Annotated in this window: 22 protein-coding genes; 15 read left to right on the top strand and 7 right to left on the bottom strand. The window is 70.8% G+C overall.

Features of this window, described 5'->3' with window-relative positions; translation table 11 throughout:
• Nucleotides 1-79 precede the first annotated feature (79 nt).
• Together purB and OTB20_RS04075 are read left to right on the top strand one after the other, a co-directional pair.
• Nucleotides 80-1,387, top strand: coding sequence for an adenylosuccinate lyase (gene purB / locus OTB20_RS04080; RefSeq protein ID WP_267815214.1), 1,308 nt, complete (start codon nt 80-82; stop codon nt 1,385-1,387).
• A complete protein-coding gene (locus tag OTB20_RS04075) occupies nt 1,374-1,790 on the top strand; it encodes a GNAT family N-acetyltransferase (protein ID WP_267815213.1) in 417 nt (138 codons plus the stop codon). Before purB ends, OTB20_RS04075 begins: the two co-directional genes overlap by 14 nt.
• A gap of 67 nt (nt 1,791-1,857) precedes the next feature.
• Here OTB20_RS04075 and OTB20_RS04070 read toward each other — a convergent pair whose 3' ends face one another.
• Entirely contained in the window at nt 1,858-3,087 is a 1,230-nt protein-coding gene (locus OTB20_RS04070) for an MFS transporter (RefSeq protein ID WP_267815212.1), read from the bottom strand.
• A 392-nt stretch (nt 3,088-3,479) separates the two neighbouring features.
• Between OTB20_RS04070 and OTB20_RS04065 the strand changes: the two genes are divergently transcribed.
• The 5 genes from OTB20_RS04065 to OTB20_RS04045 all read left to right on the top strand — a co-directional run bounded on the left by OTB20_RS04065 (nt 3,480) and on the right by OTB20_RS04045 (nt 5,288).
• The gene (locus tag OTB20_RS04065) at nt 3,480-3,635 is read left to right on the top strand and encodes a DUF6131 family protein (protein ID WP_267815211.1); all 156 of its coding nucleotides are present in this window, start codon (nt 3,480-3,482) and stop codon (nt 3,633-3,635) included.
• A 165-nt stretch (nt 3,636-3,800) separates the two neighbouring features.
• Nucleotides 3,801-3,980, top strand: a complete 180-nt coding sequence (locus OTB20_RS04060; RefSeq protein ID WP_267815210.1) for a CsbD family protein — start codon at nt 3,801-3,803, stop codon at nt 3,978-3,980.
• 62 nt (nt 3,981-4,042) lie between these two features.
• Nucleotides 4,043-4,330, top strand: coding sequence for an STAS domain-containing protein (locus OTB20_RS04055; protein ID WP_267815209.1), 288 nt, complete (start codon nt 4,043-4,045; stop codon nt 4,328-4,330).
• 108 nt (nt 4,331-4,438) lie between these two features.
• Entirely contained in the window at nt 4,439-4,804 is a 366-nt protein-coding gene (locus OTB20_RS04050) for an STAS domain-containing protein (RefSeq protein WP_267815208.1), read from the top strand.
• 13 nt (nt 4,805-4,817) lie between these two features.
• A complete protein-coding gene (locus tag OTB20_RS04045) occupies nt 4,818-5,288 on the top strand; it encodes an ATP-binding protein (protein ID WP_267815207.1) in 471 nt (156 codons plus the stop codon).
• Between the two features lie 20 nt (nt 5,289-5,308).
• On the opposite strand, the gene OTB20_RS04040 is transcribed toward OTB20_RS04045, so the two are convergent.
• Both OTB20_RS04040 and OTB20_RS04035 read right to left on the bottom strand, forming a co-directional pair.
• Nucleotides 5,309-7,834, bottom strand: coding sequence for a SpoIIE family protein phosphatase (locus OTB20_RS04040; protein WP_267815206.1), 2,526 nt, complete (start codon nt 7,832-7,834; stop codon nt 5,309-5,311).
• Nucleotides 7,835-7,880: 46 nt separating this feature from the next.
• Nucleotides 7,881-8,087 carry a hypothetical protein gene (locus OTB20_RS04035; RefSeq protein WP_267815205.1) on the bottom strand — a complete coding sequence of 69 codons (207 nt, stop codon included), beginning with the start codon at nt 8,085-8,087 and terminating at the stop codon, nt 7,881-7,883.
• Between the two features lie 210 nt (nt 8,088-8,297).
• Here OTB20_RS04035 and OTB20_RS04030 point away from each other — a divergent pair, with 210 nt between their 5' ends.
• Both OTB20_RS04030 and OTB20_RS04025 read left to right on the top strand, forming a co-directional pair.
• Nucleotides 8,298-8,651, top strand: coding sequence for a PRC-barrel domain containing protein (locus OTB20_RS04030; protein ID WP_267815204.1), 354 nt, complete (start codon nt 8,298-8,300; stop codon nt 8,649-8,651).
• A 187-nt stretch (nt 8,652-8,838) separates the two neighbouring features.
• Nucleotides 8,839-9,285, top strand: a complete 447-nt coding sequence (locus tag OTB20_RS04025; RefSeq protein WP_267815203.1) for a DUF5133 domain-containing protein — start codon at nt 8,839-8,841, stop codon at nt 9,283-9,285.
• Nucleotides 9,286-9,896: 611 nt separating this feature from the next.
• Here the strand turns inward: OTB20_RS04025 and OTB20_RS04020 are convergent.
• The 4 genes from OTB20_RS04020 to OTB20_RS04005 form a co-directional block, all read right to left on the bottom strand.
• Nucleotides 9,897-10,382, bottom strand: a complete 486-nt coding sequence (locus OTB20_RS04020; protein WP_267815202.1) for a DUF6328 family protein — start codon at nt 10,380-10,382, stop codon at nt 9,897-9,899.
• Nucleotides 10,383-10,500: 118 nt separating this feature from the next.
• Complete coding sequence (locus OTB20_RS04015) at nt 10,501-11,487, bottom strand: glutathione S-transferase family protein (RefSeq protein ID WP_267815201.1); 987 nt, start codon at nt 11,485-11,487, stop codon at nt 10,501-10,503.
• Between the two features lie 154 nt (nt 11,488-11,641).
• Nucleotides 11,642-13,819 (bottom strand): discoidin domain-containing protein, encoded by a 2,178-nt coding sequence (locus OTB20_RS04010; protein ID WP_267815200.1) that lies wholly within the window; start codon nt 13,817-13,819, stop codon nt 11,642-11,644.
• Between the two features lie 151 nt (nt 13,820-13,970).
• Nucleotides 13,971-16,172, bottom strand: a complete 2,202-nt coding sequence (locus OTB20_RS04005) for a discoidin domain-containing protein (RefSeq protein ID WP_267815199.1) — start codon at nt 16,170-16,172, stop codon at nt 13,971-13,973.
• 1,080 nt (nt 16,173-17,252) lie between these two features.
• Here OTB20_RS04005 and OTB20_RS04000 point away from each other — a divergent pair.
• From OTB20_RS04000 to OTB20_RS03975, 6 genes are all read left to right on the top strand, one after another.
• Nucleotides 17,253-19,130 carry a hypothetical protein gene (locus OTB20_RS04000; RefSeq protein ID WP_267815198.1) on the top strand — a complete coding sequence of 626 codons (1,878 nt, stop codon included), beginning with the start codon at nt 17,253-17,255 and terminating at the stop codon, nt 19,128-19,130.
• 304 nt (nt 19,131-19,434) lie between these two features.
• Nucleotides 19,435-19,989, top strand: a complete 555-nt coding sequence (locus tag OTB20_RS03995) for a peptidylprolyl isomerase (RefSeq protein ID WP_267815360.1) — start codon at nt 19,435-19,437, stop codon at nt 19,987-19,989.
• A gap of 106 nt (nt 19,990-20,095) precedes the next feature.
• On the top strand, nt 20,096-22,087 hold the full coding sequence (locus tag OTB20_RS03990) for a discoidin domain-containing protein (protein ID WP_267815197.1): 1,992 nt from the start codon (nt 20,096-20,098) through the stop codon (nt 22,085-22,087).
• 293 nt (nt 22,088-22,380) lie between these two features.
• Nucleotides 22,381-23,295 carry a class A beta-lactamase gene (gene bla / locus OTB20_RS03985; RefSeq protein ID WP_267815196.1) on the top strand — a complete coding sequence of 305 codons (915 nt, stop codon included), beginning with the start codon at nt 22,381-22,383 and terminating at the stop codon, nt 23,293-23,295.
• Nucleotides 23,296-23,485: 190 nt separating this feature from the next.
• Nucleotides 23,486-24,466, top strand: a complete 981-nt coding sequence (locus OTB20_RS03980; RefSeq protein ID WP_267815195.1) for a hypothetical protein — start codon at nt 23,486-23,488, stop codon at nt 24,464-24,466.
• Nucleotides 24,467-24,907 (top strand): hypothetical protein, encoded by a 441-nt coding sequence (locus OTB20_RS03975; protein ID WP_267815194.1) that lies wholly within the window; start codon nt 24,467-24,469, stop codon nt 24,905-24,907.
• Nucleotides 24,908-25,402: the final 495 nt, after the last annotated feature.

Genomic DNA, 25,402 nt, shown 5'->3' with positions numbered 1-25,402 from the left:
TCTATTACCGTACGAAGGACGGAAGCGGGACCACGCCCGACGGCACGGCGTGCCCTCGGGCGACGGGAAGAGGTGTGCCATGATCCAGCGCTACGCGCTGCCGGAGATGGCGGCGCTGTGGACCGCGGAGTCCACGTACGAGACGTGGGTCCGGGTCGAAGTGCTCGCCACCATCGCGCAGGCCGGGCTCGGGGTCGTGCCGGACGAGGCCCTGGCCGACATCCGGCGGGCTCCGGCGCCGTCGGTCGCGCGGATCCGGGAGCTGGAGGCCGACCGCGACCACGAGATCCTCGCGTTCCTGGCCGCCTACACGGAGACGATGCCGGCCGACTCGGCGCGCTGGGTGCACCACGGCATGACCAGCTACGACCTCGTCGATACGGCGCAAGGCCACCTGCTCGCCCGCTCCATGGACCTCGTCCTGGACGCGGCCCGCTCCTTCACCCGGATCCTGACGGACCGGGCCCTGGAGCACTGGGACACCGTCTGCATCGCCCGTACCCACGGGATCCACGCCGAGCCGACCAGCTTCGGACAGAAGCTGGCCGTCCACTCCCAGGCCATGAACCGCTGCCTGACCCGGCTGTCGGATGCCCGTACGGCGGTGGCGGTGGGCACCGTCTCCGGCCCCGTCGGCACCTACTCCCACATCTCGCCCCAGGTCGAGGAATTCGTGTGCGGGGAGCTGGGACTGGGCGTCGAGCCGATCCCGACGCAGGTCGTCGCCCGCGACCGGCACGCCCAGCTGCTGTCCGCCCTCGCCGTGACCGGCGCCGTCGTGGAGCAGTTCGCCCTCGAGATGAGGATGCTCCAGCGCACGGAGGTGCGCGAGGTCGACGAGCCCCGCACCAGCGCCTACCAGGGCTCCAGTGCCATGCCGCACAAACGCAATCCGACGACCAGCGAGCGGCTGTGCGGTCTCGCCCGGGTCCTGCGGGCCAACGCGGGCGCCGCGTACGAGAACGTCGCCCTGTGGCACGAACGGGACCTGGCGCACTCCTCGGTGGAGCGGATCGTCCTGCCGGACAGCTTGACGATCGCGCACTATCAGCTGGTCTCGGCCGCGGCCGTCATCCGGGACCTGGAGGTCTTCCCCGAGCGGATGGCCCGCAACATCGCCCAGACCCACGGACTCGTCCACTCCTCCGAGGTCTTCCTCGGGCTCGTCGCCGACGGCGCGGAACGCGAGGACGCGTACCGGCTCGTCCAGGCGGCGGCCGACGAAACCTGGCGTACGGAGGTTCCGCTGGCCGATGCCCTGGCGGCCCGCGGGGTCACCGTCCCCGCCGGCCTCCTCGACCCCCGGCGGTTCCTCGCCAACCGAAACCACCTCAAGTCCCGACTCGAAGAACTCAGCAAGGAGCTGTACCAGCATGTGGAAGTGTGAACAGGTCATCGGCGGCGCGCTCGACGTGGAGGAGGCTGCCGCCCTGTACCGGGCATCCACCCTCGCCGAACGCCGCCCGGTGCAGGACACCCGGCGCTTCACCCAGATGCTCGCGGGGGCCAACCTGGTCATCGTCGCCCGCGACGAGGACGGCCGTCTCATCGGCATCTCCCGCGCGATCACGGACGGCGTGTACTCCACGTACCTCAGCGACCTCGCCGTCGACCTCGCTTACCAGGGCAAGGGCGTGGGCCGGGACCTCATCCGCGCCACCCGGGAGGCCGCTCCGCAGGCCAAGCTGATCCTGCTGTCGGCCCCGGCTGCCGTGAACTACTACCCGCACGTCGGGTTCACCGCGCACAACTCCGCCTGGACGATGGACGGTCCGGCCGCCCAGGCCTGAGCCGTACCGCACCCTGAGCCCCACACGCGCGCCCCGGCCCCGAGGAACGGGACCGGGGTCCGCGGTTTCAGCCCGCGTGCGCGGCGGATCGCGAAGGCGCGGTGGGACCCGCCGGGGCGAGTACGGAGTCCAGGCGGCGGACGGCGGAGCGGCGCTGGACCACCGACAGACCCGCGATCCCCGCACCGAGGACGATCCAGCCCACGGGCCCGGCCGTCATCACCGCGCCGGTCAGGAGCAGTGGACCGGCGGACTTCTGGACGGACTGGGCCATGCCGGCCACTCCCAGGTAGGACGCCCGCGCTCCCTCGGGGGCGAGCGAGACCGCCAGCTCCCAGGAACTCACCGACCGCAGCAGTTCCGCCGCCGTGACCAGTACCGCCGCGGCGAGCAGCGCCACCGACGCGGCCACGGCCCCGGCCCCCGCGGTGAGGGCCAGGAGGATGCAGCACGCGAGCATCGTCAGCCCGTACGCGGAGACCGCGGCGGCGGCCTGGCGGGGCTGCTCGTACCTCGCCGAGACGCGCAGCTGGAGTACGACGACCAGCACGGTGTTGATCACGAGGAAGGCCGGGATCAGGGCGTGCGGTGCGTCGGTGTGGGTCACCAGCCACAGCGGCAGGCCGACGGCCAGGATCGAGTCGTCGAGGTTCATCGGGATGTCGAGCAGTACGAAGCGCAGGTAGCCGCGGTCCCGCCACGGGCTCGGCGCCCCCGTCCGGCCCGTCGCCCTTTCGCCGGCGCCCGCGGCCACGCGCCCCTCGGCCCGCGGCTCCCGGGTGCGCCCGACGAGTGCGGCGGCCGCTAGGAACGACAGCGCGTCGGCCAGGATCAGCGCCTGGTAGGCCTCTCGGGTCCCCAGCGCGAGACCGGCCGCCGCGATTCCCGCGCCCACCGCGTATCCGGCGTTCGCCGTACTGCGCGACAGTGCCTGATAGGTGGCCCGCCGCTCACCCGCCACCCGCGTGGCGAAGAGCATCTCCAGCGCCTTGGCCGCCCGGTCCCCGAGGTAGGTGACGGCGACGAGGGGCAACAGCACGTCGAAGCGGGTGACCACGAGCAGTGCGCCGAGGGTTCCGAGGCGCAGCAGGTGACAGCCGATCAGCAGGGACCGGACCGGGAACCGGCCGGCCAAGTGCCCCGCCAGGGGCGATCCGGCGATGCCCGCCACGGCCGCGGCGGCCAGGAGGAGGCCGATCCGGCCGGCGTCCAGGCCGATGACGAAGGTGAAGTAGAGGACCGAGGAGGCGCCCCAGACGCCCGTTCCGGTGCGGTCGAGGAGCTGGGCGAACAGCATGATCCGGGCGTCCCGACCCCCCGGCGGCCGCCGCAGTTGCGCCACCAGCCCGGACCGCCGCTGGCCCTGCCGGCCCTGCTGGTCCTGCCGGTCCTGCGAACCCTTTCGGATCCTCGTACCGCGCCGCCGCATCCCGTGCCTCCGAGCCCCCGCGAAAGTATCTCGATATCGAGATACCAGCGGCAGCCTGCCGGAGATCAATCTCGACGTCAAGATACTTTCGCGGTCTCGGCGGCCTCGGAGGTGCGGCGATGGACGAGTGCCCGGCGTGCACGCAGCCGGAGGATCCTCAGTCGACGTTCCCGCACGCGGGAGGGGTTCGGCAGGGTCGCCGCAGCGCGCATTGCGGCGCCGGATCGGGGCAGAAGGAGCCTGCGAGTTGGGAGAACATCATGATCGCACTTGGCATCGTCCTGCTGGTCATCGGCTACCTCCTCGGCATTTCCATCCTGTGGACGCTGGGCATCATCCTCGTCGTCGTCGGGGTCGTCCTGTGGGTCCTCGGCTCCGTCGGACACACGGTCGGAGGAAGACGCCACTACTGGTAGCGCGGAGGAGTACACCCGCGCACCCCGCTTCGCGGCAGGACCCGGCGCCTCGCGACGTCAGGAGGCCACGAGATAGAGAATCCGACAATTCGCTACAAATTGCAGCCTGCCGCCCGCTGGCGCATGGTGGCAGCAGCATCCCCTCTCAGGAAGGACGATCTCGTCATGGGCAAGGCAAAGGCAAAGGCGAAGCAGGTCAAGGGAAAGCTCAAGGAAAACATCGGCAGCGCGACGGACGACAAGCACATGCAGACGGAGGGCAGCGCCGACCGAATGGCCGGTAAGGCCGAGGAAATGACCTCGAAGGCCTCGGACAAGACGAAGAAGGCCAAGGGACAACTCTGAGAATGCCTCAAGAGCAAGATCCCACTCAGCCGCCTCCGCAGGCTTCGGCCCCGGAGGCGGCCGTGGTGCGTCTGTCGGGCGAGATGGACATCAGCCGGGTCGACGAGGTGCGCGCTCTGCTGCTCGCAGCAGTGACCCGCACGGACGGCCCCGCCGCTGTCGTCGTCGACCTCAGCGATCTCACCTTCTGCGATTCGGCCGGGCTCAACCTGCTGCTCCGGGCCCGGCTCCAGGCGGAGGAGTCCGGCCACACGCTGCGCCTGGCCGCTCCCGGCGCCCAGATGCTGCGCCTGCTGGAGATCACCGATTCCCTCGGCCTCTTTCCCATCGACCCCTCTCCCCCTGCCTGACGAAGAGCACCGGCCGGCCCCCGCCGGCCGGGTTTGGCGGCGTACGACGGGGTAGGCGCGAGACGCACCCGGTATCGGTACCCAACCACCGGCGGAAGGGGGCGCGCGATGCCCTCGGCGACCGAGGAGCGCTTCACGGTCGACGTACGACCCCTCGACGGGGCCACCGTGCTGACCTTGACCGGAGAGCTCGACCACGACACCGCCGAACCGTTGCGCGCTGCCCTCGAAGCCGCCCGGGCACACGGCGAACGGCGCCTGCTGGTCGATCTCAGCGCGCTGCAATTCTGTGATTCCACCGGCTTGAACGTGTTGTTGCGCAACCGGCTCGTGTCCCGGGAATCGGGTGGCAGCCTCGAACTGATCGGCCTCCACCGGCCGGTCGCACGCATGTTCCACACCACCGGTGCGGACGGGCTGTTCCCGCTGCACCCCGATGTGGACGCCGCGCTGGCGAACCAGCAGCGCGTGTAGCGGAGGAGTACCGATGAGCGAGCGCCGGTCACCCGAGTGGACCCGGCGTCTGGTGGTGCGCGGGACCACGGATGTCGTCGGCCAATGCCGCGACTTCACCCGGCGGGCCCTCACCGAGTGGCAGTGGCTGCCGGAGGCCGGCAGCGGCAAGGGCGGCGGAATGGGCGGCGACGACGAGACCGCCGACACCGGCGACACCGTGGACGACGTACTGCTCCTGGTATCCGAAGTCGTGGCCAACGCCTGCCTGCACGCGGGCGGCCCGAGTTCATTGCTGTTGCGTTGCGCCGCCGGCCGACTGCGCATCGAGGTCACGGACGCCAGCCCGGTCGTACCGGCCCTGCGGGTCCCCGCCGATCCGGCCCGTCCCGGGGGCCACGGAATGCTCATCGTGGAGCGGCTGGCCCGCCAGTGGGGGTCCGAGCCGGTGGAAGGCGGGAAGTGCGTGTGGCTCGAGGTCGCCGCCCCACCGGCGCTCCGGTAGCTCCCCGGGCCTCGGTCCGTCTACTCCGTTTCGGCGTCGGGGACATCCACGTCCGGGACAACCGCGTCCGGGACATCCGCGTCGCGGCCATCGACGTCCGGGACATGGATGTCCAGGACGCAGATGTCGTCGCGGTTGGCCGCACACAGCGTGACGAGCGTTCGGGAGAGGGTTTCGCCGCGCTCCTCCCGGAGAAGCCGCAGGGCTGTTGCCGCGAGGCGGTCCAGACCGACACCGATGTCCTCGCCCGGTTCCTCCACGAGCCCGTCGGTGTAGAGCAGCAGGTGATCGCCGGGCAGCAGGTCGATGACGGCCTGCTCGTAGGAGGCTTCGAAGGTCGCACCGAGGAGGGTGCCCTGCGGCTGTTCGAGGAACTGTGCCCGAGCGCCGCGGATCAGCAGGGGCGGCAGATGTCCGGCCCGTACCCAGATCAGCCGCCGGTCCCACGGTTGGTAGCGGGCCATCACCATGGTGGCGGTGGCGCTCCCGGACTCCTCCGAACCGGTGTGCAGCAGAAGCGTGTTGAGCCGGCGCAGGACGCCGGGCAGGGACGAGCCGGTGACCGTCATGCCCTTGGTGGTGAACCTGAGCTGGGCCATGGTCCCGACGGCGGCCAGCCCGTGGCCGGCCACGTCTCCGACGACGAACAGGGCGCTCGTGTCCGGGAGTTCGATGGCGCTGTACCAGTCGCCGCCGACGTTGATCCCGCTGTCGGCCGGGACGTAGGCCACGTCGATGCGCAGGCCCGCCAGCTCCAGGGACTGCTCCGGGATGGGCAGCAGCGTGTCCTGAAGGCTTGCCGCGAGCGCGCGTTCGGCCTGGAGCATTCCCTGCTGACGGAGGAAGGCCCGCTCGGCCTCGTGCAGGGCGAGTTCCACGCCGTGCTGCGCGGTCAGGTCCTGGAAGAAGCCCTGCACCTCGATGGGGGTTCCGTCGGCGTCCACCTGGACCTCGGCGACGATGCGGAGGTGGCGGACCCCGAGAGCGGTGGTGATCCGGAACGGCTGGTCGACGGCCTCCCCCTCGCTCAGCAGCCGATGGATGGCGTCCCTCAGCCGGGGAAGGTCCTCGGGGACGACGTGGCGCGGCAGTTCCTCCAGCAGCATCGGCCCCCGGCTGGGATCGCGGTCGAAGATGGCATAGACCTGCTCGGACCAGCTGACGGTGTCCGTCACCAGGTTCCAGTCCGCCCAGCCGAGGTTGCCGAGGCGCTGCATGTCGGCCAGCCTGCGGGTCTCGCGCCGGCTCGTGTCGTGGCGGATCCAGGACACGACCAGGTGGTCTCCGAGCCTGGACGCCCGGACCGAGTAGACGGACTGCCGGGGGACGCCGGCGACCACCTCCTCGTAGGTGAAGGGTTCCCCCTCGTAGCCGGCGCCGGTGATGAGCGTCTTGAGGTACCCGTCCCAGAGGGCGGTGCCCGCCACGGTGGGGTAGGTCTCCAGGATCCGGCGGCCCACGAGCTCCTTCCCCCGCCGGCCGGCCACATCCACCGACTCGGGCGCCGCCGCGTCGATGCGGTAGTCGTCCACCTCGCCGTCCTCCGAGCGCAGCGGGGTGAGCAGGATGGCCGGTCCGGCCATTGCGTCCATGATCAGCTGGACGGTGGCCGTGTCATCGGCGCCGCGCGGCCCCTCGGCGTCGATGCCGCGGGCTCGTGCCGGCGTTCCCAGCGGGCCCGCGCACAGCCGGGTCGCCTGGCGCAGCAACGCCCGGGTGTCGGCGTCGAAGGGGCCCGGCCGTGTGCGCAGGAACCCGATGGCCGCCCGCGGAGGCCCGCCACCGCCGGGTACGGGGACCCAGGCGCGGGCGAGCCACCGCTCCGGCGGGTCGCCGATCAGCAGATAGCGCCGGGCGTCCTGCTCGGGGTCCTCCAGCCAGAGCGCGCGGCGGCCGGCGATCGCCGCGTGGGCGGCGACTCCGCTCAGCGGCGGTACATGGCGCCACTGCTCGGCCAGCGCCTCGTCGATTCCGGCGCTGCCGGTCAGATCCAGGCTCCCGGCGGGGGCCACCGCGTAGATCATCACCGCGTCCGCGTCGACGGCCGCGCCGACCACGCTCACCAGCAGTTCGGCGATGTCGTCGCCGCCGTGCACCGCGGCCAGGCCGTCGGCGAGCCGTGCCAGGATCTCACGCCGCGTGGTGCCACGGTCGCGGCGAGCGGTGGGACGGGGTCGCGGGCTGAGCACCGAGATGCCGGGCTCGTTCTTCGCGTCGTCCCCGGCTCCTGTGGCCTCGGCGGTGGGCAGGGAGATCCGGGCGGTCCCCGGCGAGGGGGGCGAGCGGACCTGCCCGAGCGTGATCCAGCTTTCCTCCAGCACGGTGCGGTCCCGTCGGCCGGCCCGTTCCAGGAGCAGCTCGTACGCCGCGTCGGCAGAGACCCCGGACTGGGCCATCAGTACACCCTTGGCCCGCTCGACCACAGCCGTGATCCCGGCGATGCCTTCCAGGTCCACGACTTCCGACCGGAGTCTGGCCACCGCCTTGGCGAGCGCCACCACCTCGGGTGCAGCGCCCTCACCCACAGGTGCGGCATCACCCTTCACCCCTTGAGCATGGCACTCCCCTCCCCCGCCCGCCTACGGCCAGGCCTCACTCCTCGCGCGGGCTCACCCATCGCGCCCCTTTCCCGTCCGGCTTCTCGGGCTGCTGCGGACGGTCCAGGCGGCTGGCTTCGTCCGTGTCGGCCGCCGCCGTCTTCTTTCTGTCGTCCTGGCGGTCGCCATGCGCCTTGCGGCGCCCGTCCCGTTTCCGCTCGCCCTCCAGCGGCGCTCCTCCTGAGCCACCCTGCTCTTCCATGGCCGTCCTCCCGGCTCGACGGGAACTCTTTACGGGCGGCTGCCCGACTCCCGGCCGCGCAAACCGGGGCGGGTTCCGGCGGGGACGCGCGTACGAGATGACGGCGCCCCGAATCCCGACCGCCCGACCACCGCACAATGCCTACCCGCGTCCCTTTCGGGAAGGCGCCCCCAGAAAGGACGATTCACCCCACACGGAGAGGCTTGAGCCATGAGTGGGCAAGGCATCTGGGGCCATGACGACACCACGGGCTATTCGAAGGGGATCGACCTCGTCGGATACAAGGTCGAGGCCAACGACGGGGGCATCGGGAAGATCGACAAGCATTCCGAGGAGGTCGGGGCCTCCCTCATCGTCGTCGACACCGGCGTGTGGATTTTCGGTAAGCACGTCCTGCTCCCGGCCGGGGTCATCACGCGGATCGACACGGAAGAACAGACCGTCTACGTCAATCGGAGCAAGGAGCAGATCAAGAACGCGCCGGAATTCGACGAGGCCGAATACGGCACCGGGCCCAGCTATCTGGAGCAGTTCGCCCGCTATTACAACCAGCCCCACATGTGAGTCGGCCGCTGACCAGCGCGCCGCCTGGCTCGGGCTCGGGCGCCGGGCATACCTTCCCTAAGCGGACCACCGCACCGCAACACCGCCCCGGACCGCAGGAGCCCCCGTGCCGACACCCGGAGAACTCACTCCACCGACCCGACAGGCACCCCCCGCCCGGACGCACGGGCACCCGGTGGCGCGCCCGGTGCCCGCGCCGACGGGCGGCTGGGCGGTCGGGATGCTCATGGCCACGACCCCGTGCTCGGCCCGCGACGCGCAGCGCATCCTGGCGACGGCCGCCGACCTGGCCGAGGTCTCCGCGGAAGAGCTGGCAACCGCGATGACCGCCACCTCGTGCGGAGCCACCCTGCCCACCCGCTTCGAGCGCGCCCTGCGCCGCGCCGTCGAAGCCGCCCGCACCCGAGCCCCTGCGGGCACCGACCGTCCCGGGCTCGCGCCGAACCCCGCCCGCACCGAGGAGGTCCTGACCCGGTTCCGCGGCTGCCAGGCCCGCCTCGCGGCCTCGCCCCAGGACCCCGGGGCCCTGCGCGCCATGGACGACACCGCATACACGCTGTGCGTCCTCATGGGCCGCGCCACCGCCCTCGAAGCCATCAGCGCGGCAGAGGAACAGCTCGCCACAACCGCTTAGGGGGTTCTGCGAGCACCGCCTACGCGGGTACCAGCACCATCGCGGCGGTGGGCCTCCGCGGAGGCGGCGGGGACGTCGTCGACGTGCGCCAGGATACCTGCGGATGAGCCTCCGGATGGAGTTCCACGACATCGCGACGGTGGTCCACGTCCTGCGCAGGACGGTGACTTCGGACTTGTTGCCCGCGGTGTCGACCACCGTGCCGCGCAGGGAGGCGTACGCGGAGCGGGTAGCCCGGGTTGACGGTCCCGTCCAGACGCACCGGCGGCGCGAACCAGACCACGGAGACGGGCAGTTGCGTCGGGGCGCCGGCCGCGGTCGTGCCGGAGCGGAACACCAGGTCGCGGTCACCATGGACGAGGTGCGGCTGACGGTCTCGGACTGGGTGGACGAGGCAACCAGCTTGTACGAGGCGCGGCGAAGGGCTTGGCGTCGCGGAGTTCGGCTGCCTGGTTGCCGACGGCGACGGCGACGGCGAAGAGGACGCCCTTGTCGGCGGAGAGCTGGTTGACGGCGGCTTCGATCGGGTCGATCTCGGGGCCGCGACGAGATGGTCGCGCACCGGCGGTGCCCCGCCACAAGGGTGGGGCACCCGCGTCCCCCTGCCGGGGTCAGAGCTTGGCGGTGTAGCGGACTCGCGCCCACAGGGGCAGCATGTACCAGCACAGGACGTACCAGGCGAACACTCCGCCCACGAGCCACGGCGCGAGGGCGTTGTGGGTGGCGACCCTCAGGACGAGGAGCAGGGCGGAGGTGCTCGTGGCCAGGAGCAGGAGGAGGCCGGTGAACGTCAGGCGGGCGGCCCACGCGACCGCCTCGGGCTTGATCCGGCGGCCCGAGACGATGCGGTGGAACGCGACCGGCCCGATCAGTGCCCCGATCGCCAGGGAACCGAGTACCACCGTGACGACGTAAATCGTCTTCTCGGTCTGCGCGAGCCCTTCGAAGACGGGGCTGAAGGCCACCGTGAGCAGGAATCCGAACAGGATCTGCACGCCCGTCTGGGCGACGCGTATCTCCTGGATGAGCTCTTGCCACTGCCGGTCCGCGCGTTCCTCGGTGGACTCGTCGCGTCCCCGTTCCGTATCGCTCGGCATCCCGCTCCTCCCTCAAGGTTTTCCTTGGGCGGCGTCTACCCCCGGGCCCGCGCATCATGTTCCGCGGCCCTCGGTGCCTGCGGGGTTCTCGGGGACCTGGGGTCCCTGGGTGCCTGTCCTATCCGACCGTCTCTTCGGGAGCGACGGGTCCGGGCGGGGTACCGTCACCGAAGGGGCGGCCGCCCATGGCCGCGCGGCCGTGCTCCGAGAGCCAGGCCGCCGGGTCGGGGCCCGCCGGGATGATCCCCGTGGGGTTGATGTCGGTGTGCACGAGGTAGTAGTGCCGCTTGATGTGGGCGAAGTCGACGGTGTCGCCGAAGCCGGGTGTCTGGAACACGTCGCGCGCGTAGGCCCAGAGCACCGGCAGCTCGGTCAGTTTCTGCCGGTTGCACTTGAAGTGGCCGTGATAGACCGCGTCGAACCGGACGAGTGTCGTGAACAGCCGTACGTCCGCTTCGGTGATGGTGTCCCCGACGAGGTAGCGGGACCGTTCCAGCCGGACGGACAGCCAGTCGAGCCGGGCGAACAGCCGGGCGTAGGCGGCCGCGTAGGCCTGATGGGTCCCGGCGAATCCGGCCTCGTAGACCGCGTTGTTGACGTCCTTGTAGACCACCTCGTTGACGGCGTCGATGTCCGGCCGCAGCGCGGCCGGACAGAGGTCCGGCGCCCCGGGCCGGTGGTACGGCTTCCACTCCAGCGCCATGTCGATCGTGATCTGCGGGAAGTCGTTCGTGACCACCTTGCCGGTCGGCACGTCGACGATCGCCGGCACGGTGATGCCACGGTCGTAGCCGGGCTCGCGCGCGAGGTAGGCCTGCTCCAGCCGCTCGATGCCGAGCACCGGGTCACGCCCGCCGGGATCGAGGTCGAAGCTCCAGCTGCGCTCGTCGTGCACGGGCCCGGCGACCGCCATCGGGAGGGCCCGCTCCAGGCCGAGGAGCCGCCGTACGATCACCGCCCGGCTCGCCCACGGACAGGCCCGGCTTACCACGAGGCGGTAGCGGCCGGGCTCGACCCGGTAGCCGTCGCGACCGTCGGCGGTGATCCGGGTGGTGATGTACCGGCCGTCCCGGGCGTACTCCTCGCCAGTCCTGACGTAGCTCACCCCTGGCTCCTGCCCGCGATCGGCCGGGAAACTCGTGGCTCCACCGTGTATCGGTTCCGCAGCGGGCCGGACGGCCCGCTCGTGCGGAAGCCGCCGCTCGGGCCGGGTGGTCAGCCCGGTCGAGCGGCGGCCTGTGGGAGTCACACGGGTCGGGTCAGCTGTAGATGCCGAACTCGTGGAGCGAGTAGCCCCAGCCGGTGCCGCGTGCGGTCAGGTTCAGCCGGACGTGGCGGGCCGTCGTCGACGCGTTGATCGTGTCGACGTCACCGTTGCCGGTCGTGGTGGTGTGGATGGTGCGCCAGTTGTTGCCGTCGTCGGACACCTGCACCTCGTAGGACTTGGCGTACGCGGCGTCCCAGACCAGCTGGAGGGTGCGGATCGGCTTGGGAGCGCCCAGGTCGACCTGGATCCACTGCGGGTCGCTCCAGTCACTCGCCCAGCGGGTGCCGTCCTTGCCGTCGGTGGCGAGGCCGGGGGCGCAGGGGCAGTCGCCGTACGAGGCCTGGAAGGAGGAGGCGGTCGTCGGCCTGGTCAGCGCGATGTTCGTGCCGGTGACGGGCGGGGCCACGACCTTGACGGACTTGGTCTCGATGCCAGCGTTGCCGCGGCCGTCCTCCGCCTGGATGTAGACCTTCCAGACGCCGAGCTTCTCGGGCGCCGTCACGGCGAAGGTCCCGTTGCCCGTCGAGCGCCACTGCGCCTCGACCAGCCGCTTGTCCCCGTTCGCGTAGTTGCCGCTGAGGAAGATCTTGTACGTCAGGGGGTCATTCTGCGGGTCCGTGATGTCCGCGCGGACGGTGAACTCGCCGCCGGCCGGGGCCTGGGTCGCCGAGGAGACCGTCATGTTGCTGATGACGGGCGGCGTGTTGTCACCCGAAGTCGACCCGGTGTAGGCCTTCTTCACCGCGTAGTACGAGAGCCGCTTGAGCCCGTCGGGCAGCAGGTTGAACCAGATGCCACCGAAGTCGTGCTCGATGCCGTAGTGGAACATCGTGGCGCCCAGGGCCACGCCCTGGTGACCGGTGATGCAGTTCCAGGCCTTGGTGTATCCCTCGGCGGTCTGGACGTCGGTCTTCTGGTCGGGAATGCCGTTGACGTCGTTGGGTACCTCCCACTCGCCGGCCGGCCCGGTCTCGGTGATGATGTAGGGCTTGTTGTAGCCGCCCTGCTCCCAGTCCTGGCGCACGCCGCAGATGTCGCCGTAGGAGTTCATCGAATACAGGTCGAGGTCGGGGGCGTTGCGCTTGTAGTACGGCCAGGCGCCGGTCCAGGCGTCGGTCGAGGTGACGGGGTGGTCCGGGTCGATGGAGTGGATCTTCTTCGCGACGTCGTTCACGAAGGTCGTGTAGGCGTTGCGCTGCGCCTCGAGCTCGGTGCCGCTGTAGCAGTTCTGCAGGCCGAGGACGGACTCGTTGCCCACGTTCCACATCAGCGTGGCCGGGTGCGACTTGTAGGTGTCGACCCACTTCGCGAACTCGGTGAGCATGTTGCTCTTGTACGCGGCGTCGGTGACGTAGTTGACGCAGCCGCCGGAGCCGGGACCGCCGCCGGGCTGCAGCCAGAATCCGTTGACGACCCGGATCCCGTTCGCCGCGGCCGTGTCGAGCAGGGGCTTGCTCGAAGCGTCCGTGCCCCAGGTGCGGATGGTGTTGACGCCCATGGACTTCACGTCGGGCATGTACTTCGGGGCGTCGGCGAAGGACGGACCCCACGTCAGACCCTTGACGGTGTACGGCTGGCCGCCCACGGTCAGCTGCCAGTTCCCCTGCGAGCCGGCCACGCGCACGGCGCCTCCGGGGCCCGGCACAGTGCCCCCGGATGAGCCGTAGACCTGGAACTCCCACAGGGAGTACCCGTAACCGTTGGCGCGGACGAGGCCGTTCATCCGCACGTAGCGGCCGGAAGCGGAGATCGTGAGCTCGTCGGTGCCCCCGTCGCCGCCGGTGACGGTCTTGGCGGTACGCCAGTCGGTTCCGTTGTCCGAGACCTGGATCTCGTAGCTCTTGCCGTAGGCGCCTTCCCAGGTGAGGACCACCCGGCTGAGGTTTTGGACCGCGCCGAGGTCGACCTGGATCCATTCGGCGTCGCGCCACTGGCTGGCCCAGCGGGTGCTGGTGAGGTTGCCGTCCACGGCGGCGGCCGCGGACAGTCCCTCACCCTCCTGCGAGGACGCGGTGGCCGGCTTGCCCTGGGACAGCAGGGTCTCGGCGGCGACCGCGGTGGGCGCGGTGACCAGGCTGAGCGACGAGGCGAAGATCGCTCCGAGCGCGACGGCTGCCGCCGCGCCGCGCGTGCGGCGGGGTGGAGCGTAGGCGGAGGGGCGTGGGGACATGGGGGCTCCTGGTATCGATGGCGGTGAAGACGTGCGGGTGCGTCCCCGGGGCCGGGGAGCGGGGAGAGATCCACCGGCCCGGGGAAGTCGGGGCCCGGCCCGTCGCACTGGCGGAGGCCGAGGGGGGAGGGCTGAGCGCAGGGCGGGGATCCTAGGGGTACGAGACCACGGTCGACGGCACGGTCGACGTGCCGGCGGGAACGGTGGACGCGCCGGTGTCGTTGATGACGTGGTCGTAGTGGCCGTTGCCGCCCAGGGAGATCACGAGCAGGCTGTGGAACTTCACTCCCGGCTTGACCGGTGCCCGGAAGCCGTGGTCCTGGATGATGGCCGGGTCGGCGGTGTAGTTGCAGTAACTGCCCAGGCCCCACGCTTCGTGCGTGTTGACGGAGTCGTCCACCCGGTAGGCGGCGTAGCCCCTGGTGCTGCCGTTCTGGATCGCGGCCTGGTTGGGGGCGTCGTAGGCCTTCTCGTTCTGGTAGAAGATCGTGCGGCCCCGCTCGCCGTACCACTCGACGTCGTACTTGTTGAAGTGCTCGACGAAGAAACCGGTGGTCAGGACGTCGTCGCCGTAGACGCGGACGCCGTAGTCGGCCCGGTTGGTCTCCCAGCCGACCCCGTCACCGTGGTCGGCGCGCCAGACCCAGGTGTGGTCGATGATCGTGTCGTCGCTGTTGACGACCATCCCGGTGGTGGCCTTGCCGGGGCCGGCCCCGCCCACCCGGATGTAGACGTCCTGAACGGTGGTGGGGTTGGCCGCGTGGTCGGCGGCGGCGCCGTTCTGGCCGATCTCCAGCAGCGTCGGCGAGTTGACCGGTCCGGCGTCGATGAGGAAGCCGGCGAGCTTGACGCCGTCCACGTCGGCGACCTTCATCGCCGTGACACCGTTGTCGGGGATGATCGTGGCCAGACCCAGCCCGAGGACGATCGTGTCCGCCCGGTTCACATTGATCGTCTGGTCGACGTGGTAGATGCCCGGGGTGAAGAGCAGGTGCAGGCCCTGGGCAAGCGCGGAGTTGATGGTGCCGGCGGTCGTGCCCGGCTTGACCACGTAGAACTGGCTGAGCGGGACCGAGGCGCCCTGCGGGGTGCCGGTCGCCCAGCTCGTACCGCGGGCATTGACGCGCTTGGCCGGGGCGAACACCTTGAACTCCGCGCCGTCCATGTAGAGGAAGGGCTTCTCGCGGGAGACCGGAGTGGTGTCCAGGGTGGTGTAGCGGGGCTCCGGGAAGCTGTTCGCGGGTGCGCCCTCGACACCGGAGAAGACCTGGTTCCAGACGCCGTTGGACCAGCCTCCGATGGAGCTGTCACGGGTGTACCACTGCTGCTGCGAGTAGTTGCCGACCTGCCCGTCGATCTTGCTGTCGGCGATGTACCCGCCGCTGGCCCAGCCGTAGCTGCTGGAGGCGAGGTTGAGGCCGCCCTTGACGTGCATGCGGCGGAAGGAGGCCGCCTGGGACACGGCCCAGCGGTCGGTACCGCTCACCGGGTTGAGCGCCAGGTTCTCGGCCGAACGCCAGAAGTTCTGGGTGGCGTTGCCGTTGAACCAGCCCGCGTCGACGGTCACGTCACCGTTGAAGGTGGTGTCGTCCGGGCGCAGACCGAGGCCGGCGATCTGGGTGTAGAAACCGATCTGGGCGTTGATGTTCCCGTAGGTGCCGGGCTTGAAGAGGAACGCGTGCCGGCCGCTGCCGAATTGCGCCGACTCCTGCTCCTGGTAGACACGGTCCAGCTCGGCCTGGATGCCGGGTGTGGACGGGTCCATGATGTGCACGTTCGGACCAAGGTCGCCGCCGCCCGGCAGAAGGGGTCCGGTGTCCCCGCCGGTGGCGGCGAACACCTGGAACTCCCAGAGCGAGTAGCCGTATCCGGTGGCGCGGGTGACACCTTGCATGCGGACGTAGCGGGCGGTGCCGCTGACATCCACGGTCTCGGTGCCGCCGGCTGCGTTGGTCGTGGAGTAGGCCGTCGACCAGTTGGTGCCGTCGAGCGACACCTCGATCCGGTACGCCTTGGCGTGGGCGGCCTCCCAGCGCAGCACGACCCGGCCGAGTTCGGCGGGGGCGCCGAGGTCGACCTGCAGCCACTGCGCGTCGGACGCGGCGCTGGACCAGCGTGTGCCGTTGTCGCCGTCCACGGCTCCCGCGGCCGGGGTGCCGTAGTGCTCCTGGCTGGACGCGGTGACCGTCCTGCCCTGCGAAAGAAGCACCGGAGCTGCCTGCGCGGAGGGGGTTGACACCAGAGCGAGCAGACCGGCGACCAGGGCGGCGGAGACCGCCCCGGCGATCCCTCTGCGTGCAGATGAGGGACGGCGTCCGTGTGGACGGGCGTCCACGGCTCTGAGAACGTGCATGGGTGCTCCTTGACGAGACGAACTTGACGCGGGAGAGCGCTCTCCAGACCTTGCCCGTCACGCAATCGAGCGGTCAAGAACCGTGACAGCCTTTTCTTTCATCTTTCATTAAGGTCAGAAGTTGCCACGGGCCGGTCAGGCTCCGGGACTTCGCGATAGCCGAGGGCGGGGCTGACCCGCGGAACCGACCGGCCGACCAGGCCGCGCAGTACCTCGATGCCCACCTCAACCGGGCGTGACATCCAGGACTTCTCCGGCCGGCCATCCGCCGGCCTCGCGTCCGGCCGGTCGCTGATGTGGACACGGGACGGGGCGGGGTGATCTGCCGGCCCGGTTCGGACCACCGACATCCACTGGCCCAAGGGCCAGTGGGTCAACCTCGTACAGCGCCTCAAGGACACCGTCACCCACGGCAAAACGAACCCGGACGGTGAGATCGAGGTGTTCTACAACGGGAAGTCCGCCGCCAAGATCACCGGGCTGAGGTTCGTCACCAACACCGACCAGGTGGACAGGGCCTACTTGGCTGCTGCGCTCCCGCCCCGGAGGCCTCGCCGAGAGCCTCGCCCGCTTCGACCCCGTCCGCCACCTGCTGATCCGGGCCGCCAATGGGCCCGGGACCGCCATCGAATGGTTCTGGTTCGGCAGCGGGTGGTCGGCCGACGTCAGCCGGCGACGTCAAGGTGTCACCCTGCAGAGCATCTGCCCACGTGGACATGCGTTCCCTCGCATCTCTGGGCGCTGAGCAGCCCGGTTACGGTCCGTGGCCGGAATGCCGGGGCGGTGGGTACAGCGGGGAGGGGCCACGGTCAGGGTGGAGGAACGGTCCTGCCCGAGGGGGTGTGACCTGCTGTCGCGCCATGGGAGAGGTACGACGGGCAGCGCGAGGGAGCGCTCACCCGAACGGGGAACCGAGTTGCCCCGGGGCTGCGGGTTGCTTCCAATGGGCCGCCGGAATCCGCCCGAATCTACGCAGTTGAGCGCCCTGTACGGGGAAGTCCATGGCCGGCGCCGGACCACGCCCGCAGTCCGGCCGACGAAACGGCGGTCGAAACGCCATCCATGGAGGAGTAGCCCCACGTGACCAGGAAGACGCGACCCGAGGCGACCGCCGGCCCGACCGGAGCCCCGACCGGTGCCCTGGCTGGCGCCCCGACCGGCACGAGCGAGTCCGCCGCGGCCGAGGCCGAGGGCGGCCCGAAGGCCACCGTTCCCGCGCAGCACCGGCACGCCGCCGGCCCGGACAGCGGGAACGCCGCCGGTGACGGCCAGGAGCCCGCTTCCTCGGATTCTTCGGATACCTCGGATTCTTCAGATTTCCCCGATGGGGTCCGACACCCTGGCGGATCGTCCTCGGCACCTGCCGCCGCTGTCCCCGCCTCAGCCGCCCCCGCCGCCTCCCTTCCGGCCGTCGGCCGCAACGGCCGGGTGATCGCCCGTACCGCGGGCAGCGCCGGAGCGGTCGGCGCACCGTCAGGAAGCGGCGCGGACGCCGACGGTGACACTGTCAGCGCCACCGCCCCGGCCGGAGCCGACGTCGACGCCCACGGGCCTGCGTCCGGGAAGCGCCGGTCGCGTCGGGCCGGTGTGGCGCTCGTAGCCGGCTGCGGCGTCGCGCTCGCGGTCGTCGCCACGCCGTTCGTGGTCGACGCCGCCCACAACGACGACAAGCCGGCCGCGGGCGGCTCCGCCGCGCAGGACCCCCGTCCGGGCCCGGCCGGACGCGAAGCCGGGGCGCTGCTCCGCGCGATGGCCCTGACCACGACCGCGATCGGCTACGCCCCCGGCGTCACGAGCGGCAGCCCCGCGGAACGGAGCGCCCTCGGCAAGGCGCGCCGCGACAGCCGCCGTTACGCGCTCGCCGCTTGGGGTGCCTCCGGTCGCCCGACCGGCGACGACGCACTGTACGGTGCGCTGCTGCGCTCCAGCGGTACGTACGAGGACACGGTGACGACCCACTTCGGACTGGCCCCGGCCGGTGAGATGCTCGCCGCGGACGTCGCGCCGGAGGGCCACAAGCTGGCGGTCCTGACCCGGCAGAAGGGTTCGGCTCTGGCCCGGATGCAGGTGTTGGCCTTCGGCAAGGACGCCACCGCCCCCAAGTGGGCGACGGTCGGCCCCGCAGTCGACCCGGCCTCCGCCTTCGCGATCAGCGACTGCGGCGGGATGCTCGCCTTCGCCGAGCCGGACGGGCATCGCGAGGTGTGGAACTTGATGGGCGCCGAGCCGGTGAAGGCGTTCGAGTCGAACGGCGACGGTGTGGACCGTGCGGCGGGCGAACGCCAGTTCCTGGACTTCAACAACGACACCCACCGCCTCCTGTACGCGCACGGCCCCCGCGACGCGCTCCGCGGTGAGGTGGTCGCGGTGCACCAGGACGTACCCATTGTCGAGAGCGACGTCGTCCTCCCCCGCGGCCCGGCGGTGGGCGATGTCCGGCTCGACGGCCTGAAGGGCACCGCGGTCACCGTGCCCGTGCCCGCGTCCGCGTCCGCGTCCGCCAAGGGTGAGGTCCTGACCCGCTACGGCAGCCACGTCACCACCGGCCCCGGGAGCGGCACCCGCAGCGACGCCTCGCACCGGTACCTCGTGGAACGCCGCGGGTTCGCCGACGACGTCTACTCCGTGCGGGTCACCGTCCCGCAGCTGGGCCGCACCTTCCAGGCCATACTCCCGGCCGGCTCGAGTGCCGCGGACATCGCCGGAGGGGAACAGACCATGGTGGTGCCCGTCCGCGCGGACGGGAAAACGCTGCGGTTGATCGTCATCACGGACGATTCCCTCACCGTCGTCGACGCCACCCGTGTCGACGACACGAAGAGCCGCTCACTGCCCGACGCCGGCGCTCTCGTCGCCGAAGCCTGCGAGAGCAATCCCGAGCCCCTCACCTCCCGCGAGCTCTCCGCGCTCCCCGCCGGCGAGCGAGTGGCCACCGCCGCCGCATGGCCCTGCGACTGACCCCGCACCGGCGCGACCGGGGACACCATGATGCCGAGTACGACGGATCCCCTCCCGCGCCGCGCAGGCGCGCAGGCAGGGCGGTCGGCCGGCACACCACCCCGCGATACCCGTAACCAGGGCGGACGTGGCGAGTTTCCCGGGCATGCGGACACTTCATCGACTTGCCTTCGGCGCGCTGGCGTCGGCCCTCGTACTCCTCCAGACGGCCACCGCCCAGGCGACCACGCCCACCATGCCGTCGGCCCAGGCCCCTGCCCCTGCCCCTGCCCCTGCCCCTGCCCCTGCCCCTGCCAACGACGCCGTGGTCACCGACACGGTGTACTTCGACATCACGATCGGCGGTGTACCGGCCGGGAGGATCACCCTCGGACTGATGGGGAACACCGCCCCGAAGACGGTTCGCAACTTCCGGGAACTTGCGCAGAAGCCGAGCGGGAAGGGCTACAGGGGATCGAAGTTCCACCGAGTGATCAAAGACTTCATGATCCAGGGCGGTGACTTCACCAAGGGCGACGGCACCGGCGGCCGCAGCATCTACGGCGAGCGGTTCGAGGACGAGAACTTCAAACTCAAGCACTACGGCGCGGGCTGGCTGTCGATGGCCAACTCGGGCCCGGACACCAACGGATCACAGTTCTTCATCACGGCCGCGCGGACGGGCCATCTCGACGGGCGCCATGTCGTCTTCGGCAAGGTCGTCTGCGGAATGAAGACCGTCCGCACCATCGAGAAGACGGCCACGGACGACCGCGACCGGCCCCAGCAGGAGGTCCGGATCGCCGACTCCGGCTCCCTGCCCGTGAAGAAGCCCTACGCCGTCACCCGGAGCGCCGCCACCAACGAACCCTGCTCATAGATAATTTCGTCTGAACCGTCGACTTTTTCTCTGTGCCATGGAATTTTTGCGGCTGCCGATCCGGAACCCCACCGTGGACCGCGCATCCCGTCGCCGAGAGGTTGTCATGGCCGTAACCCGCAGGACCTTCCTCGCCACCGCGTTGGTCGGCTCAGCCACCGGAGCCCTGCTCGGCGTCCCCGCTCCCCGGCTCGCAGCCGCGGTCGCGGTCGCGGTCGACGGCGCGGCCAGTGCGCCCGGTGACGTCGTCGGCAAGATCACCGTCGGATACCAAGGCTGGTTCGCCTGTGCCGGCGACGGCGCCCCGATCAACGCCTGGTGGCACTGGAGCCAGAACTGGTCGCAAGCCCCGTCCCCGGGCAACAACGTGATCAAAGCCTGGCCCGACATGCGGGACTACACGCAGGCCTACCAGACCGGCTACGGCCGGCTGGGCAGCGGCGGGCCGGCCACGTTGTTCTCCTCCTACGACCAGCAGACGGTCGACGCCCACTTCCTGTCGATGCGGCAGAACGGCTGCGACACCGCGGCTCTGCAGCGTTTCAACCCGAACAGCAGTGAGGGCCCCACGCGGGACGCCATGGCGGTGAAGGTCCGGAACTCGGCCGAGACCCACGGGCGCAAGTTCTACGTCATGTACGACGTGAGCGGCTGGACGAACATGCGGTCGGAGATCAAGGCCGACTGGACCTCCAAGATGTCCGCGCACACGGGCTCACCCGCCTACGCCCGCCAGAACGGCAAACCGGTGGTGTGCATCTGGGGGTTCGGCTTCAACGACTCCAACCACCCGTGGGACGCGGCTGTCTGCCTCGACGTGGTCAACTGGTTCAAGGCCCAGGGCTGCTACGTGATCGGCGGGGTACCGCGCGAATGGCGGACGGGCGGCGGCGGCTCGCGCCCCGGCTACCTGAGTGTCTATCACGCCTTCCACATGATCTCGCCCTGGATGGTCGGCGCCATCTCCAACTCCGCCGACTCCGATTCGGTCCACCAGAACATCGGTCTGGGCGACCAGGCGGACTGCGACGCCAACGGCATCGACTACCAGCCCTGCGTCCTGCCGGGTGACCTGTCGCTGCGCCAACGGGTGCACGGCGACTTCATGTGGCGGCAGTTCTACAACATGGTCCGCCTGGGTGCGCAGGGCATCTACATCTCCATGTTCGACGAGTACAACGAGGGCAACCAGATAGCCAAGACCGCGGAAACCGCTGCCGGAGTACCGACCGGCTCCGGGCTGCTGGCGCTGGACGAGGACGGCACGGCCTGCTCCGCCGACTACTACCTGCGGCTCACCGCGGACGGCGGCAGGATGCTCAAGGGCCAGCTGGCGCTGACCGCGACCCGGCCCACCGCCCCGGTCGTGTCCGGGCCACCGGACGGCCAGGCCCCCACCGCACCCGCCGGCCTCGCCGTTACCGGGCACACCACCACCAGCGTCTCCCTGTCCTGGACCCCGTCCGCCGACAACGTCCAGGTGGCCGGGTACACGATCAACTCCCTTGCGGGCGGCGCCTCCACCCCGCTCGCGACCACCACCGCGACCGCGTTCACCGTCACCGGACTCGCCCCGGCCACGGTCTACAGCCTCTGCGTCACCGCCCACGACGCCGCCGGCAACGTCTCTCCCGCCTCCGGCACGGTGACCGCGACCACTGACCACCAGTCCTCCACCGTCGACCTCGCCCGGCAGCGGCCCACGACCGAGAGCAGTCATACACAGGGCTACGCCTGCGCCAACGCCGTCGACGACGACCCGAACAGCTACTGGGAGAGCGCCAACAACGCCTTCCCCCAGTGGCTTCAGGTCGATCTCGGCGCGGCCCAGCCGGCCCGCCGCATTGTCCTGGCCGTGCCGCCCCCGTCCGCGTGGAGCACCCGGACCCAGACCGTCTCCGTGGCGGGGAGCACGGACGGCTCAACCTTCACCACGCTCATCGGCGCGGGCGGTTACACCTTCGACCCGTCGACCGGGAACAGTGTCACCCTCAGCCTTCCCGCGGGCACCACCACCCGCCATCTGCGACTGACCTTCACCGCCAACACCGGCTGGCCGGCCGGCCAGATATCGGCACTGAAGGTCTATTCCGCGTAGGAGCGGGCAGGACTCCCGAGCCGGCCAACGTCCGTCTGCGCCCGGGGCGGATGTCGGGTCGTCGGCCGCGTCCCGGGGCGGAGGCCCCCTGATGCCGAGCAGCTGCCGGGCGGCGGCGGGGCTCCTGCGGGGACTCTGAGTACGGATACTCATGCATCCGCGTACGCGGCGCGCGAGGGTGGCGGGAAGCCGTGGAGTCGGGCGCCGCCCACCACGTTCGCCTCCGCGGCGAATCCGGCCCGGCTGCCCCGTGTGTCGACGTCGGCCATGACCGCCACAGAAAAGAGAACGCCTTGCGCACCACAGGACCACGCCCATCGCGCCGCACCGCACTCGCTCTCGGAGCCGGCGCGGCACTCTCCGCCACTCTGCCCCTCGGCGGAACCGCACACGCCTTACCCGCCGGAGACGGCATCACCTCCAGGCTGCGGGAGCTTGAACACCAGCACTCCGCCCGCCTGGGTGTGTTCGCCCGCAACATGCGCACAGGCAGGATGGTGGCGTACCGCGCGGACGAACGCTTCCCGATGTGCTCACTGTTCAAGACGATTGCCGCGGCGGCCGTACTGCGCGACCTCGACCACGACGGCGCGTTCCTGGCCAAGCGCATCCGGTACACCACCGCGTACGTAGAGAAGTCGGGCTATTCCCCCCGCACCGGCATGGCCGAGAACCTCGAAAACGGCATGACCGTCTCCCAATTGTGCGACGCGGCGATCTGCTACAGCGACAACACCGCAGGGAACCTGCTGCTGCGCGAGCTGGGGGGACCGACCGCCATCACCCGTTTCTGCCGCTCGATCGGGGACGGCAGGACCCGGCTCGACCGATGGGAGCCCGAACTCAACTCGGGTGAACCCTGGCGGGTATCGGACACCACCACACCCCGCGCCATCGGCCGGACCTATGCACGCCTCACGCTCGGCGACGCGCTCACGCCCCAGGACCGGGAACGGCTCACGGGCTGGATGCTCGCCAATACGACGAGCGGCGACAGATTCCGTGCCGGCCTCCCCGCCGACTGGGTTCTCGCCGACAAGACCGGCGGCGGGAGGTACGGAGGCAACAACGACGCGGGCATCACCTGGCCGCCGAACGGTGCGCCGATCGTGATGGCCGTCCTGACGACCAAGCCCGAGGAAGACGACCCGGCCGACAACCCCCTGGTGGCCAAGGCCGCCGCATTGCTGGCGGCGGAACTCATCTAGGACTCGTCCCGTAGCGGATCCCCCGCCCACCACGAAGTGATCTGTCCCTCCGGGAGGGTGGTGCTGCGGCAAGGGCGACGGGACGATGGGGGGCAGCGGTCGGCATACCGGGCTTCGGTGCGTGCCGCGGGGTACGGGGGTGTGGACCGGCTCCGGGGTGCGGGGACGAGGTCAAGGTCGAGGAGGGGACATGCGCAGCTACACAGGCACGCTGACCGGCAATTTCATCCTCGCCACGCTCTGTACCTTCCCGGTCCCGATCGCCCTCCTCGTGGGATGGGTCGCCTGGCGCGAGGGCGAGGACTGCGCCTGGATCGCGCTCGCCATCGGACTCGTCGGCTCGGTCCTGATCCCCGTCGAGGCCTTCAAGCTCACTCGGAACGGGTTCCCCCGCATCACTCGCGGGGACCGCGTGAAGGGCAACAGCATCTCCTACGGCGACGACACCTTCGTGATGTGGGCACCGCGGTCCGAACCGGGCTCGGCGAAGGCCCGGTTGGCGCGGGCGGACGTCCTGGAGGCGTCGCTCGTGCGGTACAACCCCGACAACGAGGCGACCTTCACGACCTACTCCGGCAACTCCGTCCCCGACGAGTTCACGCCGCTGGTCCGGCTCAGGCTCCGGGTCCACGACTCCGACGGGCTCGAGGACGCCACCGGGTTCGAGATCACGGAATCGTGGCGTGTGCCGTCCGTGTGCCTTTCGGCCGTCACGGCCGGCCGCCTGGTCGTCCTCGTCGACCCGGCCGGTCCCGGCAGCCCGACCGGTCCGAAGAGCCCCGGGAAGGTGACGCCCCTGTGGCCCCGGAGCGCCCTGCTGGCGGGTACGCGGACCAGCCGCATGGCCGACCTCGAAGGCCGGTGGACGGACGCGACCCGGCGACCCGGCTGGCTGCTGCGGCAGATGCGGATCGCGCGGGAAGCCGGAGGCATCGAGATGACCGGCGACACGATCGACCTGCGGCGCCTGGACCCGCACGCGGCGGCACGCTACACCGCCTTGATCGATCAAGACCGGGCCTTCCCCGAGGAGCGGGCACCGGTGACCGAGCCGGGCGAGGAGTCCCGCTGGATCGTGGACGACCTGCCGGGCGAACCGGCGGCGTTCGGTTCCGTCAACCGGCGGTGGTCGCGCCGCGGCGGCGTTCTGGTGCGTGCCCGGTTCCTGTAGATGACCAGTACGTACACCTTCCAGGGCCACGGCCCGGTCCTCGACACGGTGCTCCGCATCCATCCCGCGGACGGCACGCCCCCGTTCGACGCCGCCAGGCGGCTGACGGTACCGATGGACTACCTCGCCGTCCTGCACCGCACCAGGGAGGTCGTCCTGCGCGCCGACCCGACTGGCAGGTCGTACGTCGTCGACTGGGCGCGCACGAACCTCCTCGCCGGCACCACCGCGGCCGCGGTCATCACCCCGGACGGCCGGGAACTCCCGGTGACGGGACGCCCTGACCTGATCTGGGCCCTCATGAACCTCCTCGCGGCACACGGCCTTTCGAACCCGACGCCCGTCCTGGACCTCCGCAAGCAGCGGCTGAGCCCGTTGGCGGGAGCCTTCATGGACGTGGTGCGGGGCATGGAGGCAGAGCCGGACCCGGCCCGGCCTTGAGCTCACTCCGTCAGGCTTGCCCCGCTCCCGGGCGTGGGGTGATGGCAGCCCGGCAGCGCCGGGCGGCCCTTCGTGCGGGCGGCGGGATCCAGGCCGCGGGGGGTGTGGAGCCCCGGATCGTGCCAGCCGCCGCACCCTCACGGCCGTCCTGTGCGGAGGAGGTCGCCCGCGCCGCGTCCGGCCACAGGCCCGTACCGGCGATGGCGCAGAGCGCGGTGGTGAGGGTCTCGGTGCGGGCCCGGCCCCACAGCCGTGTCGGCCCCCCTCCCGTGCGCCGACTGTTCGGTGAGGATGTGGGCGAGTAGGCTCTCGGCGGTATGCGGGGCGCGCACCGCATGGGTCGGGGCGAGGCAGTCGGCGGCCGCATCGAGGTGTTCGCCACCAGTCACGCCGGCGTCCATCACAAGTGGCAGAATCGCTCCGCCGCTTGGTCGCTGTGAGCCTGGCTGGACGATGCCGGTCCGGCGATGAACCAGTAGATGGCCCCCACCCACG

The organism is Streptomyces sp. H27-H1 (assembly GCF_026627445.1).
Lineage (GTDB): Bacteria > Actinomycetota > Actinomycetes > Streptomycetales > Streptomycetaceae > Streptomyces.
This window is presented reverse-complemented; position numbering and strand designations above follow the sequence as displayed.